The sequence below is a fragment of the Terrilactibacillus tamarindi genome, assembly GCF_009718825.1.
Lineage (GTDB): Bacteria > Bacillota > Bacilli > Bacillales > Sporolactobacillaceae > Terrilactibacillus > Terrilactibacillus tamarindi.
This window is the reverse complement of the sequence record NZ_WNHB01000004.1, coordinates 118,145-133,964: the sequence shown is the minus strand read 5'-3', so window position 1 is coordinate 133,964 and position 15,820 is coordinate 118,145. Positions and strand designations below refer to the sequence as shown.

The following is a 15,820-nucleotide window of genomic DNA, read 5'->3' as shown; positions in this document are numbered from 1 at the left end:
GGCAGCCTTTAAATGTTATGTGGAGAACGAAGTCATGGAGTCTTCAATATTTTACTAGTATTGGCTATCGTCCCTATTATCTCCATGTTGCTAGCGACCCCATTGGATCCCATGGTTTTAGACTAATTGGGTCTTGCTTAAGGGCTTTTTGCAGCTCTTCAGAAAGGTATTTCTTATGAATGACGACTTGATATGTATATTCATCCATCCAATCATCGCTCATAACAAAGTAGCCTTTATTTCCCCATTTTTCTCCCCAACTATTTTCCACTTTCCAGCGATTCGGTTTGTCATCAATCAGATTGACCCCTGTTAGGACCATGGCATGCGTTAAGGCACTCCCCATGTAATTGAGACGATCAGATTTACTCATGTCTGATATGAAACCAAAGGCTTTCTCATAATCATAAAGATTCGTATCCATAATTCCATGAACTTGACTAGAATATTGACCCACGTCACAACCAAACCAGACGCTCTCATTGTCTTTAATCTGCTCTACAGCAAGCGATTTTAGTGTCTCCATATCCACATTTAAATATTGGATCTCTTTACCCCCAACCACATTACCAAGGTATTGAACGGTATAGGTTTTACCAAATGGTTTATCTTTTGTTGGAGCATTAATCACACTTACGTAATCGTTCAAATTTACGCCAATGTACTTCTCGTAAAATTCCTTTGGTGAGATGTTCTGATCTCTATGGAACGTCTTATCTTCGTCTCGATATTCAAAATCAAATGTTTTAGGAGGCTCACCTAAAGCATAGGCTAGAATCCGATAGATTTCAGACAACATATGATCTTTTGTCTTATCAAGTTCTCCCGGAGATGCTTTCCCGTTAACTAATTCTCTTAATTTCAATGCATCTTCTCTTAGCCTTTCATTAAGTAAAGCGTTTAAGCGCATGGACTTTTCACTTTGAAAAGTTTCTGGCATAGCTTGCTTTGGTACAACGCCATATTTTTCGACAAGGGAAACGATCATATCCCATTGTCCACCATCTTGCTGAGGCGTTGCAAGCAAAAAAGAAACTAATCGGCCATCTAGCGGCTCTTGGGATGTTTTTATGATGTTTTCCAAAAAGTAATTTGATTTCTCAAATTTATCCCAGAAATTCATATAATTTTGTGATAGATCAAACTGTTTAATGTTCAATTTTTCACTTATCTTGTGGCGAAAGGTATTAAGTGCAGCAAACATCCAGCATCGACCGCTTTGTTTCTGATTCGATACCTTTCCCGTTTTAATCTCATGTGAAAAAACAGGGTTCATCGCTATAACAGCCTCTTTATTTTCAATAGACGCAAGTATCCCATTTTTCATGATGGCATTTTTAATAATTTGATTTTCTTTTTTTGATTGAATATGATCTGAATACTTTTGAACCATATCTATAGAAATTTCTTTAGACAATGAACTTCCTCCTCACCCAATTTATGTTAAAAAGTATGAAAACTTTGTTTTATACGTATGTGCCAAATTTTGTTTTTATCACGTTATTCAAAACAATAGACCTTGAACCTCTTACACCAAAGTCACGAGTGTGCTTGGCTGGTTCATAAATAAAAGTGGAATCTCGATGTTCCCTATCTAGATAAAACAAGCTCATGGATCGCATGGGCTACCCCGTTTTCATTATTAGAACGTGTTTGGTAATTGGCAATTTCTTTGACTTCTGGAATAGCATTGGCCATAGCGACCCCGCAACCAGCAAACTCGATCATACTCAGATCATTTCCGTTATCCCCCATGCAGATGACTTCTTGTCTATTTATACCTAAAGTTTCGGCTAATTTTCGAACCGCATTTCCTTTACTTGCGGCAGGATTAAGCATTTCATAGAAGTAAGGCGAACTCCTTACCATTGTATAGTGTTCACGCAACTCGTTAGGGATGGCTGCAATGACCTCATTTAGATGCTCGGGTTCATCAATAAACATGATTTTTGGTAAAAGGATATCTTCTGGTATTTCTTCTATGGCTCGGTAATGAAGAGGAACTTGCGTCATGTAGGATTCGAGTACTGTATACTTGCTGATATCTTTATTCGGTGTATACAAATTAGCAGAATCAAAAAAATGCATATTTGTACGTAATTTTAAACTTAGATCATAAAAACGTCTTAAATCGCTATAACCTAAAGACAACTCAGTAATAATTTCATTGGTGTAGGTATGCTGCACAAGAGCACCATTATAGGCGATGCAATAATCTCCTTCTTGATCCAATTCAAGATCTTTAAGGTAACGACGAACCCCGCCAATTGGCCTCCCTGTACAAAGCACAATTTTCACGCCTTTGGCTTTTGCTGCATGCAGGGCTGAACGAACTTCGCTAGTGACTTCATGCTGATCATTTAATAATGTTCCATCCATATCTATGGCAATTAATTTATACATATCTCACTCTCCTGGCGTCTTTTGCGGAAATACCTCCACAAAAAGTAGTCTTATCTCTTTCATTTTACCTTATCTGTCGCCAAATATAAAAAAATAGGGGTGTAAGGACACAGGTTAGTCCCGGGAAACCTCCATCAATGTTAAGGATTTCAAGTTATATAAATTGGGATTTTCTCACCTTTAAGGCTCAAGATTCCCACCCAAAAAAGCGGCGCATCCTGCTAAAAATACAGGAAGTACGCCGTAAACCTATCTTGCTAATTCATGATGTATATTCTGGAGTCCAAATCGCTTGATTTATGGCTAAATCAATATCGTCTATCTCCACTTGATGATTTCCTTCTCTTAAACATTCTTTTACCACCGCTTTTGCCACAAGTTTTGAGGTTTCATTCAACCTTGCAACGGATGGCAGCATGGGTGCACCTGGGTTTGAAACATCAATCACATCAGCTACAGCATGGGCGGCTGCCGATAGCATATTAGCCGTTACTCGAGTTGCCTTGGCTATCGCAATGCCAAAACCAAGTCCAGGATAAAGAAGGGCATTATTTGCCTGTCCTATTTTATAAGACACACCGTTATATTCCACTGGAGCTGACGGACTGCCTGTCACAACGAGGGCTTTCCCATTTGTCCACTTGATTAAATCGTTTGCTTTTGCTTCTGCCAATCTCGTTGGGTTCGATATGGGAAAAATAGCAGGACGCTCCGTATGTTTCGCCATTTCTTTTACTACTTCTTCTGTGAAAGCACCACTTACCCCCGATGCACCAATGAGCATCGTTGGTTTAACTTCTTTTACAATACGGTAGAGATCCCTCACGTTTTTTCTTTCAAAATTCACATAGGACTGTGCAAATTTAATTTGTCCAGCGGTTAATCCTTTCATGTTATCTAACACTACTCCATGACGATCAACCAGATAAAATTGCTTAATGGCTTCTGCTTCACTAAGATCCGTAGACCGAACGATTTCTTCTACAAGTTGTTCTGCAATACCAATACCTGCTGTTCCTGCACCAAATATTAGAATACGTTGGTCTTGTAAAGGGATATGGGATACTTTTATCGTTGCAAGCGCCGCCGCCACCATCATAATCCCTGTTCCTTGAATATCATCATTGAAGGTACAAATTCGATCATTGTATTTTTCCAAAATTCTCGCTGCATTACTTCGTCCAAAATCTTCCCAATGAAGCAAAGCTTTTGGAAAAACCTCTTGGATTTCATGAACAAATTGATCAATGAAAGCATCGTATGGTTCACCCTCTATACGTTTATGCCTATTTCCAAGATAATAAGGGTCTTTTAATAAGGCATCATTATTTGTTCCAACGTCTAAAACAACAGGTAAAATGTGTGATGGATCAATGCCTGATGCTGCTGTATAGACCGCTAGTTTTCCAACTGATATATTAACACCATTGACTCCCCAATCACCTATTCCAAGAACTCCTTCACCATCCGTTACGATAATAATATCAATATTGTTTGGTTCGGAGACCGCATTTAGCAATGCCTGGTGCATATCACTAGACTGATTGATGGACAGAAATACAGCATCCTTAGGTGTTGTGTAAGTTTCATGATATTGCATGACCGCATCACCGATCGTCGGTGTATAAATAATAGGAAGTAGGTCTGATATATGTTTAGACATGACATAATAAAAGAGTGTTCGATTCGTATCATATAGTTGCATTAAAAACAAATGTTTTTCCATGTTATCTGCTTTTTGTTGAATTTGATGATATATTTGCTCTGCTTGTTCTTCAATCGTTTGGATAACTGGCGGAAGAAGACCTTGTAATTTATATTTCACTCTCTCTTCTCGTGTAAAACCCGTTCCTTTATTGTACAGCGGATCACTTAATAAATACTTACCTTCCATCCATTGCCCTCCTTTTCTCGTCATAAACAGATCTATTTTAAATAGTTATTCTACTTATTTAGACTAAAAAGTTTTACGTCTTTTAATAATACAACTATACTTTAGTCTATCTTAACCTTCAAAAAAACATTTAATTAAATTTACCCAGTATTAACGGTGATAAAAGGCCCCAACCTCAAGAGAATGTTTGCAAAAGATATCCCTAGGTGAAGGATAACGCCCGATTGGGCCAGACTTTTAATTAGTGGAGGATGGAAAAAAACCAGTTGAAATTTAAATCAAAAAACAAAAAAGGCATGTACCAACGTTTCAACGCTAGTACACACCTTCACTGATTGTTAATCTTATTTGCTTGTTTCAGGTAATTTTACTTCGTTTTTAAGTGTACCTTTAGTTAATAATTCATTAAAGTTTTCGAAGCTAGTCGCAATCATGTTTGAAACAGCTTCCGTTGTCATTGCGGCAACGTGTGGTGTAATTAGAACTTTTGGATATTGAGCAATAAGTTCTTTGATTGTTTCATCAGGGAATTCCTTACCGTCTGAGAAGTCTTTACCGAAGAAGCGAGTTTCTTCAGTTAATACATCTGCGCCGAATCCTTCAAGTTTACCAGATTTGATGGCTTTTAATACCGCTGCTTCATCAACAACCTCACCACGTGCGGTGTTAATAAGAACAGCACCATCTTTCATTTTGCTGATAAAATCTTCACCTACGAAGTTTTCATTTTTACCTGGGAAATAAGGCAAGTGCAAGCTTACAATATCTGATGCTGCTAATAAGTCATCTAATTCCATAAATTCAACGAGTGCTTTTGCACGATCACTTTGGAATACATCATAACCGACAACTTTAGCACCTAAACCTTTGAAAAGTTCAGCTTCAACACAACCGATATTACCCATACCAATGATACCAATGGTACTTTTACGGATTTCTTTACTGAACATTGGTTCAGCGACTTCAAAGTTCAAATCTTTCGTTCTGTCCGTTGTGAATGTTGTATGTCTTGATAAAGAAAAGGCAAGAGATACAGATAATTCAGCAATAGCATTTGGTGAATACGCAGGGACACGAGCAACTTTAATACCATATTCAGCAGCAGCTTCTAGATCAATATGGTTGAATCCAGCAGTACGTGTAAAGACGTATTTAATGCCATAATCGTGGAATCTTTTAATGTTATCACGGTCAGCTATACAGTTTACAAACAACAAGACAGCGTCAAAGCCTTCTGCTAAATGACCATTGTCTTTATTAAGTAATTCATGAACTAATGTTAATTCATAACCATATTTATTTTGTTCGTGATATAGGTGTTCTTCATAAGGTTCTACGCCGTAGCATAAAATTTTGAATGACATAAAAAGTAACCTCCACATATTTAATTTATTAAATTTTCAAGAAAAACGATTTCATAAAACTAATGATTCATTGAATGATCACTGAAATAAATGCTTGTGGTCTATTTCACAGGTTTATTATAGCACTCTATTTTTCACTATAACGCCCATGAAAGTGTCCTTTTTGTGAACACATTAATTGGTTTTTCTTTTGTGTATAATACCCAATGAAGAAATAAATATGCGTGATTACCTATAAACTTTATGAGATCAATAATCATATTTCACTTGATAAATTTATCTGCTTCTCGGATCTTAGAAAGTCGATGAACCGGTGCTCAATCCCTCCGTGAAGTGGCTCAATCCCTTGGCAAAGTGGCTCAATCCCTTCGTGAAGTGGCTCAATTCTATCTTACTTTTAGTCGTTAAACATATAAACAAACAAAAAAATGGACGCATGGATAAGTTCCACCGCCCATTTTCTTCATTAATTTCAAACCATGATTTTACACATGTCATTCGTAAATTCTACTGGATCATTAATTGGCAATCCCTCAATTAACAATGCTTGGTTATACAAGAGATTCGTATATAAACGTAATTTATCTTTATCATTTTCAAAAGCGTCTTTTAATGAGTTAAATACCTCATGATGGACATTAATTTCCAATACTTTGTCTGCTTTAATGTTTTGATTATCCGGCATTTGGTTTAGCACTTTTTCCATTTCGATAGAAACTTCACCTTCAGTCGATAAGCAGACCGGGTGTGATTTCAATCTCTTTGATACTTTGACGCTTTTTACCTTGCCCTGTAATACATCTTTCATATAATCGAATAGATCTTTATTTTCTTTACTCTCAGCTTCTGTGTCTTTTTCACTTTCTTCTGCTTCAAAGCCTAAATCACTGCTAGATACAGATCTGAATTCTTTTTCATCATATTTTTGAAGCATACGGATGGCGAATTCATCTACGTCGTCGGTGAAATAAAGGATTTCATAACCTTTATCAGCTACAACCTCGGTCTGTGGTAACTTTTCAATACGTTCGTTAGATTCACCAGCTGCATAGTAAATGTATTTCTGATCCTCTGGCATTCTCGAAACATATTCTTTTAAAGTCACCATTTTCTTTTCCATAGATGAATAGAACATTAACAGATCCTGCAAGACATCTTTATGAGTTCCAAACTCACTGTAAACACCATATTTTAATTGTCTGCCAAATGATTTGTAAAAGGCATCGTATTTTTCTCTGTCATCCTTAATTAAACTTTTTAATTGGCTCGCAATTTTTTTGTTTATATTTTTTGCGATAAGCTTTAATTGGCGATCTTGTTGTAGCATTTCCCTTGAAATATTAAGTGATAAATCCTCTGAATCAACCATTCCTTTGACGAAACTGAAATAGTCAGGAAGAAGATCGGCACATTTTTCCATGATTAAGACGCCGTTAGAGTAGAGCTCCAAGCCTTTTTCATATTCCTTCGTATAGTAGTCAAATGGCATATTCTCCGGAATGAAAAGAATGGCATTGTATCTGACTGCCCCATCTACGTTGATGTGAATATGTTTAAGTGGTTTATCAAAACCATAACGTTTTTCTTTATAAAAATTCTCGTAGTCCTCATCTGTCAGTTCTTTTTTGTTTTTCTTCCAGATCGGAACCATACTGTTAATGGTTTGTTCTTCGGTAATCTCTTCAAATTCATCTTCTTTATTCTCTTTTGGTTTTTGGACGGTTACATTCATTTTAATTGGATAGCGAATAAAATCAGAGTATTTCTTGATAATCGCTTTTAAGCGGTATTCCTCTAAATACTCATCATAGCTTTCATCCTCTGTATTTTCTTTAATTTTTAATGTAATTTCGGTACCTATGGTCTCTTTTTCACACGGTTCAATCGTATAGCCATCTGCTCCTGTTGACTGCCATTTATAGGCTTCATCGCTACCTAATGCTTTACTCATTACGGTGACTTCATCAGCGACCATAAAGGCAGCATAGAAACCCACACCGAATTGACCAATGATATCATAACCGTCTTTTAATTCTGTTTCCTTTTTAAAAGCTAATGAGCCACTTTTTGCTATCGTTCCAAGGTTGTTTTCAAGATCTTCTTTTGTCATCCCGATACCAGTATCTGAGATGGTCAGTGTTCGGCTATCCTTGTCAGCCTCTATTTTTATGTAGTAACTCTCTTTATCAAAGCTTAATGAATCATCTGTCAACGCTTTGTAATAGATTTTGTCAATTGCATCGCTCGCATTAGAAATCAACTCTCTTAAGAAGATTTCTCGATTCGAATAAATAGAGTGAATCATCATGTCCAAAAGTCGTTTGGACTCAGCTTTAAATTGCTTTGTTTCCATTTGATGGTTCTCCTTTCGTTATATATAAATAATGGTTTATGTTTTTTATACTCTTCTATTTTAGCACTCTAACCCCGCGAGTGCTAATCACTATTTTAATAACATAATTCTTATAAATATGTCAAGGGAAAGAACATGAAACTTAATAAAAAGAGTGTAAGATATTTTGTGTAAATGATATATAAAAAGGAAGACCTTTTCTCATCAACACTTTTAACTCTAATCATTGTTCCACCGGTGTATCACATTCTAAAAAATCTACAAAACAACGTTTGTTAAGAAGGAATAAAAAGAATAAACAAGAAGAAGTAAGTGCCTAAAACTAAAACCGAGGATGATTCCTCGGTTTTAGTTTATTAATATTGATAAACACAATTTGGGACATTCGCATAATGATGGCCTACGCTTTTGTATGTATCTTTATTTACTTAAAATAAATTTTGTCATCTTAGCAACAAGCTTTCTTGGTAAAAAAGTAGATGCCAAAGCACCGATCTTGTTCATCCCACCCGTTATGGCCACCGTTTTTCCACTCATTAAAGCATGGTAGCCCTTTATAGCAACCTTGCTGGCATCGACAGGACGACTGAAAAGTTTTGATCCTTCAATATTAGCTGCTTGTCCAAAATTCGTTTTTGTTGGTCCAGGGCAAAGGACCGTTACGGTAACAGAATGATCGGAGAGCTCTTCAGATAAAGCTTCTGAAAACGAGAGAACATAGGCTTTTGTTGCAAAATAGATCGCCATCAATGGACCTGGTTGAAAAGCAGCCGTACTTGCCACATTTAAGATCTTACCTTTATTTTCGATTAATGATGGCAAAAAGTAATGTGTTAATTCAGTTAGAGCCGTTATATTTAACTGGATCATTTCGCTTTGTTTTTGGATATCTAACTCATTAAAATTTCCGAACAAACCAAATCCAGCATTATTAATAAGGACATCAATCCGGATGGATGCCTTATCAACGGTTTCGTATACCTCTTTTGCTGCGCCAAATTTACTTAAATCCTTAGAGATGATCGTAATATCAATGCCATGGAAGGTTTGTTTGATCTCTTCAAGTTTTTTTTGATTTCTAGCTACGAGCACGAGATGATAACCTTTTTTCGAAAAAAGTTTAACAAACTCATAACCTATCCCGCTTGTTGCCCCTGTAATCAGTACTGTTTTATTCATTATGACCCCCTTAATCCATTTATACGCTATTTTATAATCAGAACAGGACATTTCACTCGTTTTGCCACTTTATGACTCACACTTCCCAAAACCATTTCTTGTAACGAATTTAAACCTCGACTACCAACAATAACAAGGTCAAACTGCCCATTATTAGCATAGTTTACAATGGTCGGTCCTGCTTCTCCATGCTCTATCTTTATTTCATAAGGAACTTGAGCCTTTTTAAAGGCACTTTCTACTTCCTTTAATTTCTTTTCTCTTTCTGCTTTTAGATCAGGATTTAGAACTTCGGATTTTACTTTTGAAATATCTATAACGTGAATGATTTTGACACTCGCATTCGGATACAAAGACGCCATTTGAATGGCATGCTTGGCTGCTCTTTTCGCATTCTCTGACCCATCAACTGCAAGCAAGATTTTCTCATACACTAAAATCCCTCCCTCACTTTTATGTACCACCTTTTCTTTTCCCATTTCAATATAATTATATCGCATCCCCAGCCTTTAAGTTAACACTTTTGAGTATTATCTTCTCACATGTGCACCAATTGCCCAAATTACCTTCTAAACGTCATAACTGAACATAATTCGCATAGTTTAATATATAGAGAGAGAAAATTTATGGTAGACCTCTGTTATTTCTCTTCTAAGAGTGTCCTATAACAGCCCTAATAATATCCCTAAGAACATCGATTGTCCTAGGGCTTATTTGACGAATTGCCGGAAATAACAGATAATTATGTTAAAAGGAGGAGAAACAATATTAGGAATAATAAAAAAATGAATACAACAAAGCAGGTAGATGCCGAGTCGGACACTGATAATCAACTTGGGCATAAGGGTTTTTTACGTATGATTACGTTAGTCTCAACTTTCGGAGGGCTTCTCTTCGGTTACGACACTGGCGTCATTAACGGAGCATTACCTTATATGTCTCAAGCCGATCAGCTTAATCTCAATTCTTTTACTGAAGGACTTGTTGCAAGTTCACTCCTATTTGGTGCAGCTTTCGGAGCTATTTTTAGTGGCAGGTTAGCCGATAAAAAAGGGCGACGAAAGGTCATCTTATACCTTGCCATCTTGTTTCTAGTCTCAACTCTTGGCTGTACTTTAGCACAGAATGTCCCTGTGATGGTTGGTTTTAGATTTCTACTTGGGTTAGCTGTTGGTGGTGCCTCAGTTACCGTCCCAACGTTTTTAGCCGAAATCTCACCAATGGAACGTAGGGGCCAAATAGTTTCACAGAATGAGTTAATGGTAGTAACAGGACAGCTTTTAGCCTATATTTTCAATGCAATCATTGGTAATACACTAGATGGTAATAATCACGTCTGGCGTTACATGTTGGTCATAGCCACCTTGCCAGCTATTTTCTTGTGGATAGGCATGTACATCGTTCCGGAAAGTCCGCGGTGGTATGCCTCTAAAGGTAAGATGGGCGCAGCACTACGTGTACTCAGAAAAGTGCGCCAAGAAAAACGTGCTCAAGCAGAGGTTATCCAGATTAGGGAATCTATTAATAAGGAATCAAAAGTAGTCAAGGTAACATTAAGAAATCTTAATGAACCATGGATACGACGCATTCTTTTTCTAGGTATTGGTATTGCCATTGTACAGCAAATTACTGGTGTGAACTCCATTATGTATTATGGAACAATAATTCTTCAGAATGCTGGTTTTAGTACAAAAGCTGCTCTTATTGGTAATATTGCCAATGGTATTATTTCTGTTGTTGCTACTCTTATTGGAATTCTACTATTAGGTAAATTTGGTCGACGTCCCATGTTATTAGTTGGTCTCATTGGGATAATGTTATCTCACTTACTGATCGGTATTTTTTCTCTCACTTTAGATGGAACCGCCATTTTACCATATGTTGTTCTTTCACTAACTGTTCTATTCCTTGGTTTCCAGCAAGGATCGATAGCACCCGTCACATGGCTCATGCTATCCGAAATCTTCCCTCAGAAACTTAGAGGCCTTGGAATGGGAGTATGCGTTTTCTGTCTATGGATAACGAACTTTCTCATTGGTTTGGTTTTCCCGATACTACTCGATAAGATTGGATTATCCACAACGTTCTTCGTTTTCTTTGCGTTAGGGTTAGGAGCTTTTGCATTTGTAAAAAAATATTTGCCAGAAACCCATGGGCGCACATTAGAGCAAGTGGAGAAGTATTTCCGTCGTGCACATAAAAATCGAATTGTCCGGAAAGCCAAAGTCAACGAAAGCAGATAACAATATTGCTGATAATAAATTTATGAAAGCGATATCTAAAGGAGCTGTAAATCAGCTCCTTTTTTTCTGTTTATAACCTCGTATCGTCCATCGATCAAAAAGCTGCTCTTCTTTAATTGCTACCTTATTCTTGTCTTTGTACCACTTATAGATCACTTATATCTCTTCTATGTAAGTATTTTTAGGTGAGATCACATTAAAATAGTGAGTTATTATCTAAGCTTTTCAACATATTAATTTTATTAATTTAATTAAAGGTTTACCAATTAAAAATCTAAAAGTTAGATAAATTGTAAAATTAACTAATTGACTGGCAGTTTATATGCCATTATAATGTTAGTAAATCTAACATAGAATTCTGAGGTGCCTTCGGTATGATATCGCAAAAAGATTTAGAAACTCATTATCAAATACCTGTCATTAGTGATCTGGCATTATTAGAGCATATTAAAACTTCCAAGAAACAAGAAATTGACGTTATTAAAAATAAAATCAGTCAATATCAAAATAAGAAAAAGGCTGAAGAAGCTTTTTATAATACCTTATCGCCCATTAGGAAATTTTTTGCAGGCAGACCACCTAGTCATCATCTTGCTGTTGAGTATATCGTTCACGTGAAAGAACGAATTAAACAAATCGATGCTTTAAACCAACAAATTTTGGAGTTGGATCGTGCGATGAAACGTCTTAGCAACGGGGCATCTTTAAGCCATATTGAATTCTCTAGTAAAATAAATGAAGAAATAAGATTATGTACTAAATCGGAGGATTAACATCATGAACATTCACACACTTAGTTCCGGTTTGAATACAATTTGGGTTGTACTGACCGCTGCCATGATTATTCTAATGGAAGGCGGTTTTGCTCTTTTAGAAGCTGGATTTGTTAGACAAAAGAACAGTGTCAATATCATCATGAAAGTGTTTGTTGATATAACCATTGGTACTCTATGCTTTTATGTGCTAGGTTTTGGTTTTATGTATGGTCATAACTTTCTTGGAATCATTGGTACCAATGGCTTTATGATGCTTGGAAATCTGACACATTTAGATCTGCCCATCTCTTTAGACACTTTCTGGCTTTTCCAGGCCGCATTTGTTGTTGCTGTGATTTCAATCGTCTCTGGTGCAGTTGCGGAACGCATTAACTTTCGAGCTTATATTCTTTTTGCAATTCTTATGACGGCACTGATTTATCCTATCGCTGGACACTGGGTATGGGGCGGTGGTTGGCTCGGAAAACTAGGTATGATGGATTTTGCTGGTTCATCCGTTATTCATGCCTTAGGTGGTTTTTCTGCTTTAGCTGCAGCTATTTTTATTGGTCCAAGAAAAGGAAAATTTACGCCTCAAGGGACAAGCTCCATTGCCTTGCCTAGCAATCTACCGCTAGCGTCTGTTGGAGCGTTTCTTCTATGGTTCGGATGGTTTGGATTTAATGCAGGGAGCACGTTAAGTGCCACCGATGTACGAATTGGCCACATCGCTATTGTCACGATGCTATCTGCAGCATCAGGCGGAGCAACAACATTACTCTATACGCTATTTCGATATAATCGATCTGACGCTGGTGCTGTCATCAATGGCTCCTTGGCAGGATTAGTCGGGATAACAGCGGGTTGCGCTTTCGTGAGTGATCCATTCGCCATTCTTATAGGGGCTATCTCAGGCCTCCTCATGTTGTTCGCTACGGACTTCTTAGAATCAAAACAAATTGATGATCCTGTCGGTGCATTCCCCGTCCACGCTGTATCAGGGGTTTGGGGAACGATCGCTGTGGGGTTATTTGCATCAGATGGTGGACTTTTAACTGATGGACATTGGCACCTAATTGGCGTACAACTTCTAGGCTTAATCGTTTTATGTACATGGGGATTTTTTCTAACTTGGTTAGGTTTATCGGTGATTAAATGTTGGATACCAGTCCGAGCAACTGAAGAAGAAGAAGAGTTAGGATTAGATGTGAGCTACCACGGGGCCATAGCGGCTTATCAAGAACGTGAATTTATTGAATTTCAAGATATAAATCCTCAAATTAAAAAGGATGAAGACAATTAGAAGAATATAGTGTTAGATAAAAGGATTGTAGTAGAGAAAGTCTCTGCTATAATCCTTTTTATCATTTACTCTTACTGAAAATTTTCGACAAATTTCGGGTGGTGACAGGCACCTATGTTTAAATATTAAGAGAACGCCTGCAGCGGTCGTAACATATTCATATAGCGTGTTCGGCAATAAAAATGAAAATAGAATGGATACCGCAAGTCCCATGGCTGTAATCAATAGAGATTTCGTTGCTACGCCCCGCTTATTTTTCTCTTTCAATATTTTAGGGGCATCTCCATCGTCAGCGAGGGCAACCAAGATTTGTGTAATTGAAAACAGCGCACCCACCATAGTTGAAAAGGCCGCACTAATAATAATGAGGTTAAAAAAGGATTCAATAAAAGGGAACCGAAAAGCAGATAACGCCGACACAAACGGACTTGTAGCTGTATTAATACGTGTCCAATTGGCTAAATATAACACAAAAAATAAAGACAGGAGATACATTGACACAAGCGCAATCACGAGTCCATAACCCGCTTTTGGAATTTCATGCTTGTTCTTTAATTCTGCTGAAGCAATTCCGACAACTTCAATTCCTCCAAAGGAAAAAAAGATAAAGATCAAAGCCGACCATAAACCCCCTACACCTTGAGGAAAGAACTGTATAAATGATGTATGCTCAATGGTCGTCATATTGATTGGATGAATGAAACCGACTAAAAATAAAACTCCAAAAACCACAAAAGCTAGCAATGTCGATAATTTTATAACGGCGAACATCGATTCAATGGTGCCAAAATTTCGGACACCCATAAAGTTAATACCAAATCCGAGTAGTGCATAACATATTGTAAAAGTCCATAATGGGGCATTTGGAAACCAAAATTTTGTAAAAGTTGATAACGCGACGATTTCACTAGACATAATTAACAATCCGGACAACCAATACATCCAACCAATCACAAATCCATATGATGAACCAAAAGCTTTTTTTGAATAGGCGCGAAAAGAACCTGATTGAGGATCATTCACCGTCATTTCCGCTAAGGCACTAAAAACAAAAAAGGCTGTGACCCCAGCTAATAAATAACCAAGTAAAATGGAAGGACCAGCAAGATGAATGGAAAGCCCGGTCCCAAGAAAATAACCTGCCCCAATAACAGATCCAATACCAATCAAAGAAAGCTTCCACCAAGGAAGATGAGGGCCATTCCCTTTCTTTATTTGTTTCTCTTTTTGATGAGTAACAACTTGTTTAAAAAGTTGATGAAATTTCACAGAATAAGCCTCCCGACTAATATAACTTTTAAATTAGTATGGACATTACCTTTAGAAGCATGCATCTAATTCCCCGTCTAATTTTAGTGATACTTAACAATGATAAATAGGAACATTAGTTCTATTATCCAACCAAATGACGGAAAATGTAATTTCGGGTGGTGACAAGCACCTATGTTTAAAATTTTCGACAAAATTCGGGCGGTGACAGGCACCTATGTTAATTTGAGTAAAATTGGTGATAATAAAACAAACCAAAAAGGGGGTTTTTTTGTTGGCATTAGACAATCAAAAGGAAACAAAGAGTTCAGAAGTTGCGGAAAAATCGTACGATGTAAATGATTATAAAAGTCATTCTGAAGTAGAAAAAGGATTGGCAACCACTCATGAGCAAGTTAGTGATACGTTTGTTGAGGGTACCATTGACGGTGTTATGGAAGATGTTGACGGAAAGGATATTCCTTTAAAACGTAAAGGTTTGAATAAAGGGAACGTTTAAATGCGACTCCTTTTTATGTTTGAGTAAAGTATTAACTTAACTACCCTAACATTTTTTCCTTCAGTTTCCATACCGAATATAGCCCATAAACAATTTCTTATGGTGAATATATTTTTTCGTTTTGGATAACCTAATCTACATTAAGGGAGGTATGAAATTGACTAGTTTTTTATTAAAAATCATTGCTTGTCCAGTTGCAGTTATTATTTCAATGTTTTTATTTCCTGGTGTCAACTATGATTTTATAGGGCAAGCCATCATTGTCGGTGTAGTACTTGCCATTGTCGGTGTAGTTATGGAATATGCTCTGTTAAAACGAGGGACTTTATGGATCAGCACAGCGGCTGATTTTATCGTATCTGTACTGATTGTCTATTTTCTTTCTAATATGGTGTGGGGAGATACAGTGACGTTCTTTGGAGCCACTCTCATCGGGCTTTTACTTGGTGTCGTTGAATACTTTAGCCATAGATACTTGATTTCTACTGGCAAAACCCAAAAGTCCCCATCATGAGCACAATCTAACAAACAAACTCATTCATTTTATGATGAGTTTGT

At 37.0% G+C, this 15,820-nt stretch carries 13 protein-coding genes; 5 read left to right on the top strand and 8 right to left on the bottom strand.

Annotated elements, in window-relative coordinates:
• Positions 1–76: 76 nt before the first annotated feature.
• The 7 genes from GMB86_RS03850 to GMB86_RS03820 all read right to left on the bottom strand — a co-directional run bounded on the left by GMB86_RS03850 (position 77) and on the right by GMB86_RS03820 (position 9,627).
• Positions 77–1,417 carry a C1 family peptidase gene (locus GMB86_RS03850; RefSeq protein ID WP_155216978.1) on the bottom strand — a complete coding sequence of 447 codons (1,341 nt, stop codon included), beginning with the start codon at positions 1,415–1,417 and terminating at the stop codon, positions 77–79.
• Positions 1,418–1,590: 173 nt separating this feature from the next.
• Complete coding sequence (gene yidA / locus GMB86_RS03845; protein ID WP_155216976.1) at positions 1,591–2,403, bottom strand: sugar-phosphatase; 813 nt, start codon at positions 2,401–2,403, stop codon at positions 1,591–1,593.
• 262 nt (positions 2,404–2,665) lie between these two features.
• Positions 2,666–4,297, bottom strand: a complete 1,632-nt coding sequence (locus tag GMB86_RS03840) for an NAD-dependent malic enzyme (RefSeq protein ID WP_155216974.1) — start codon at positions 4,295–4,297, stop codon at positions 2,666–2,668.
• A gap of 344 nt (positions 4,298–4,641) precedes the next feature.
• Positions 4,642–5,661, bottom strand: coding sequence for an NAD(P)-dependent oxidoreductase (locus GMB86_RS03835; RefSeq protein WP_155216972.1), 1,020 nt, complete (start codon positions 5,659–5,661; stop codon positions 4,642–4,644).
• Between the two features lie 472 nt (positions 5,662–6,133).
• Positions 6,134–8,014, bottom strand: a complete 1,881-nt coding sequence (gene htpG, locus GMB86_RS03830) for a molecular chaperone HtpG (RefSeq protein WP_155216970.1) — start codon at positions 8,012–8,014, stop codon at positions 6,134–6,136.
• 420 nt (positions 8,015–8,434) lie between these two features.
• Entirely contained in the window at positions 8,435–9,193 is a 759-nt protein-coding gene (locus GMB86_RS03825; protein WP_155216968.1) for an SDR family NAD(P)-dependent oxidoreductase, read from the bottom strand.
• Positions 9,194–9,219: 26 nt separating this feature from the next.
• On the bottom strand, positions 9,220–9,627 hold the full coding sequence (locus tag GMB86_RS03820) for a universal stress protein (RefSeq protein WP_329602745.1): 408 nt from the start codon (positions 9,625–9,627) through the stop codon (positions 9,220–9,222).
• A 351-nt stretch (positions 9,628–9,978) separates the two neighbouring features.
• Between GMB86_RS03820 and GMB86_RS03815 the strand changes: the two genes are divergently transcribed.
• From GMB86_RS03815 to GMB86_RS03805, 3 genes are all read left to right on the top strand, one after another.
• Positions 9,979–11,436 carry a sugar porter family MFS transporter gene (locus GMB86_RS03815; protein WP_155216965.1) on the top strand — a complete coding sequence of 486 codons (1,458 nt, stop codon included), beginning with the start codon at positions 9,979–9,981 and terminating at the stop codon, positions 11,434–11,436.
• Between the two features lie 374 nt (positions 11,437–11,810).
• Positions 11,811–12,209: a hypothetical protein gene (locus tag GMB86_RS03810; RefSeq protein WP_155216963.1), complete on the top strand. Its 399-nt coding sequence runs from the start codon at positions 11,811–11,813 to the stop codon at positions 12,207–12,209.
• 4 nt (positions 12,210–12,213) lie between these two features.
• On the top strand, positions 12,214–13,494 hold the full coding sequence (locus tag GMB86_RS03805) for an ammonium transporter (RefSeq protein ID WP_155216961.1): 1,281 nt from the start codon (positions 12,214–12,216) through the stop codon (positions 13,492–13,494).
• 12 nt (positions 13,495–13,506) lie between these two features.
• On the opposite strand, the gene GMB86_RS03800 is transcribed toward GMB86_RS03805, so the two are convergent.
• Positions 13,507–14,763, bottom strand: a complete 1,257-nt coding sequence (locus tag GMB86_RS03800; protein ID WP_329602744.1) for an amino acid permease — start codon at positions 14,761–14,763, stop codon at positions 13,507–13,509.
• A 274-nt stretch (positions 14,764–15,037) separates the two neighbouring features.
• Between GMB86_RS03800 and GMB86_RS03795 the strand changes: the two genes are divergently transcribed.
• A complete protein-coding gene (locus GMB86_RS03795) occupies positions 15,038–15,262 on the top strand; it encodes a YozQ family protein (protein WP_155216959.1) in 225 nt (74 codons plus the stop codon).
• Between the two features lie 157 nt (positions 15,263–15,419).
• Complete coding sequence (locus tag GMB86_RS03790) at positions 15,420–15,776, top strand: DUF2512 family protein (RefSeq protein ID WP_230458988.1); 357 nt, start codon at positions 15,420–15,422, stop codon at positions 15,774–15,776.
• Positions 15,777–15,820: the final 44 nt, after the last annotated feature.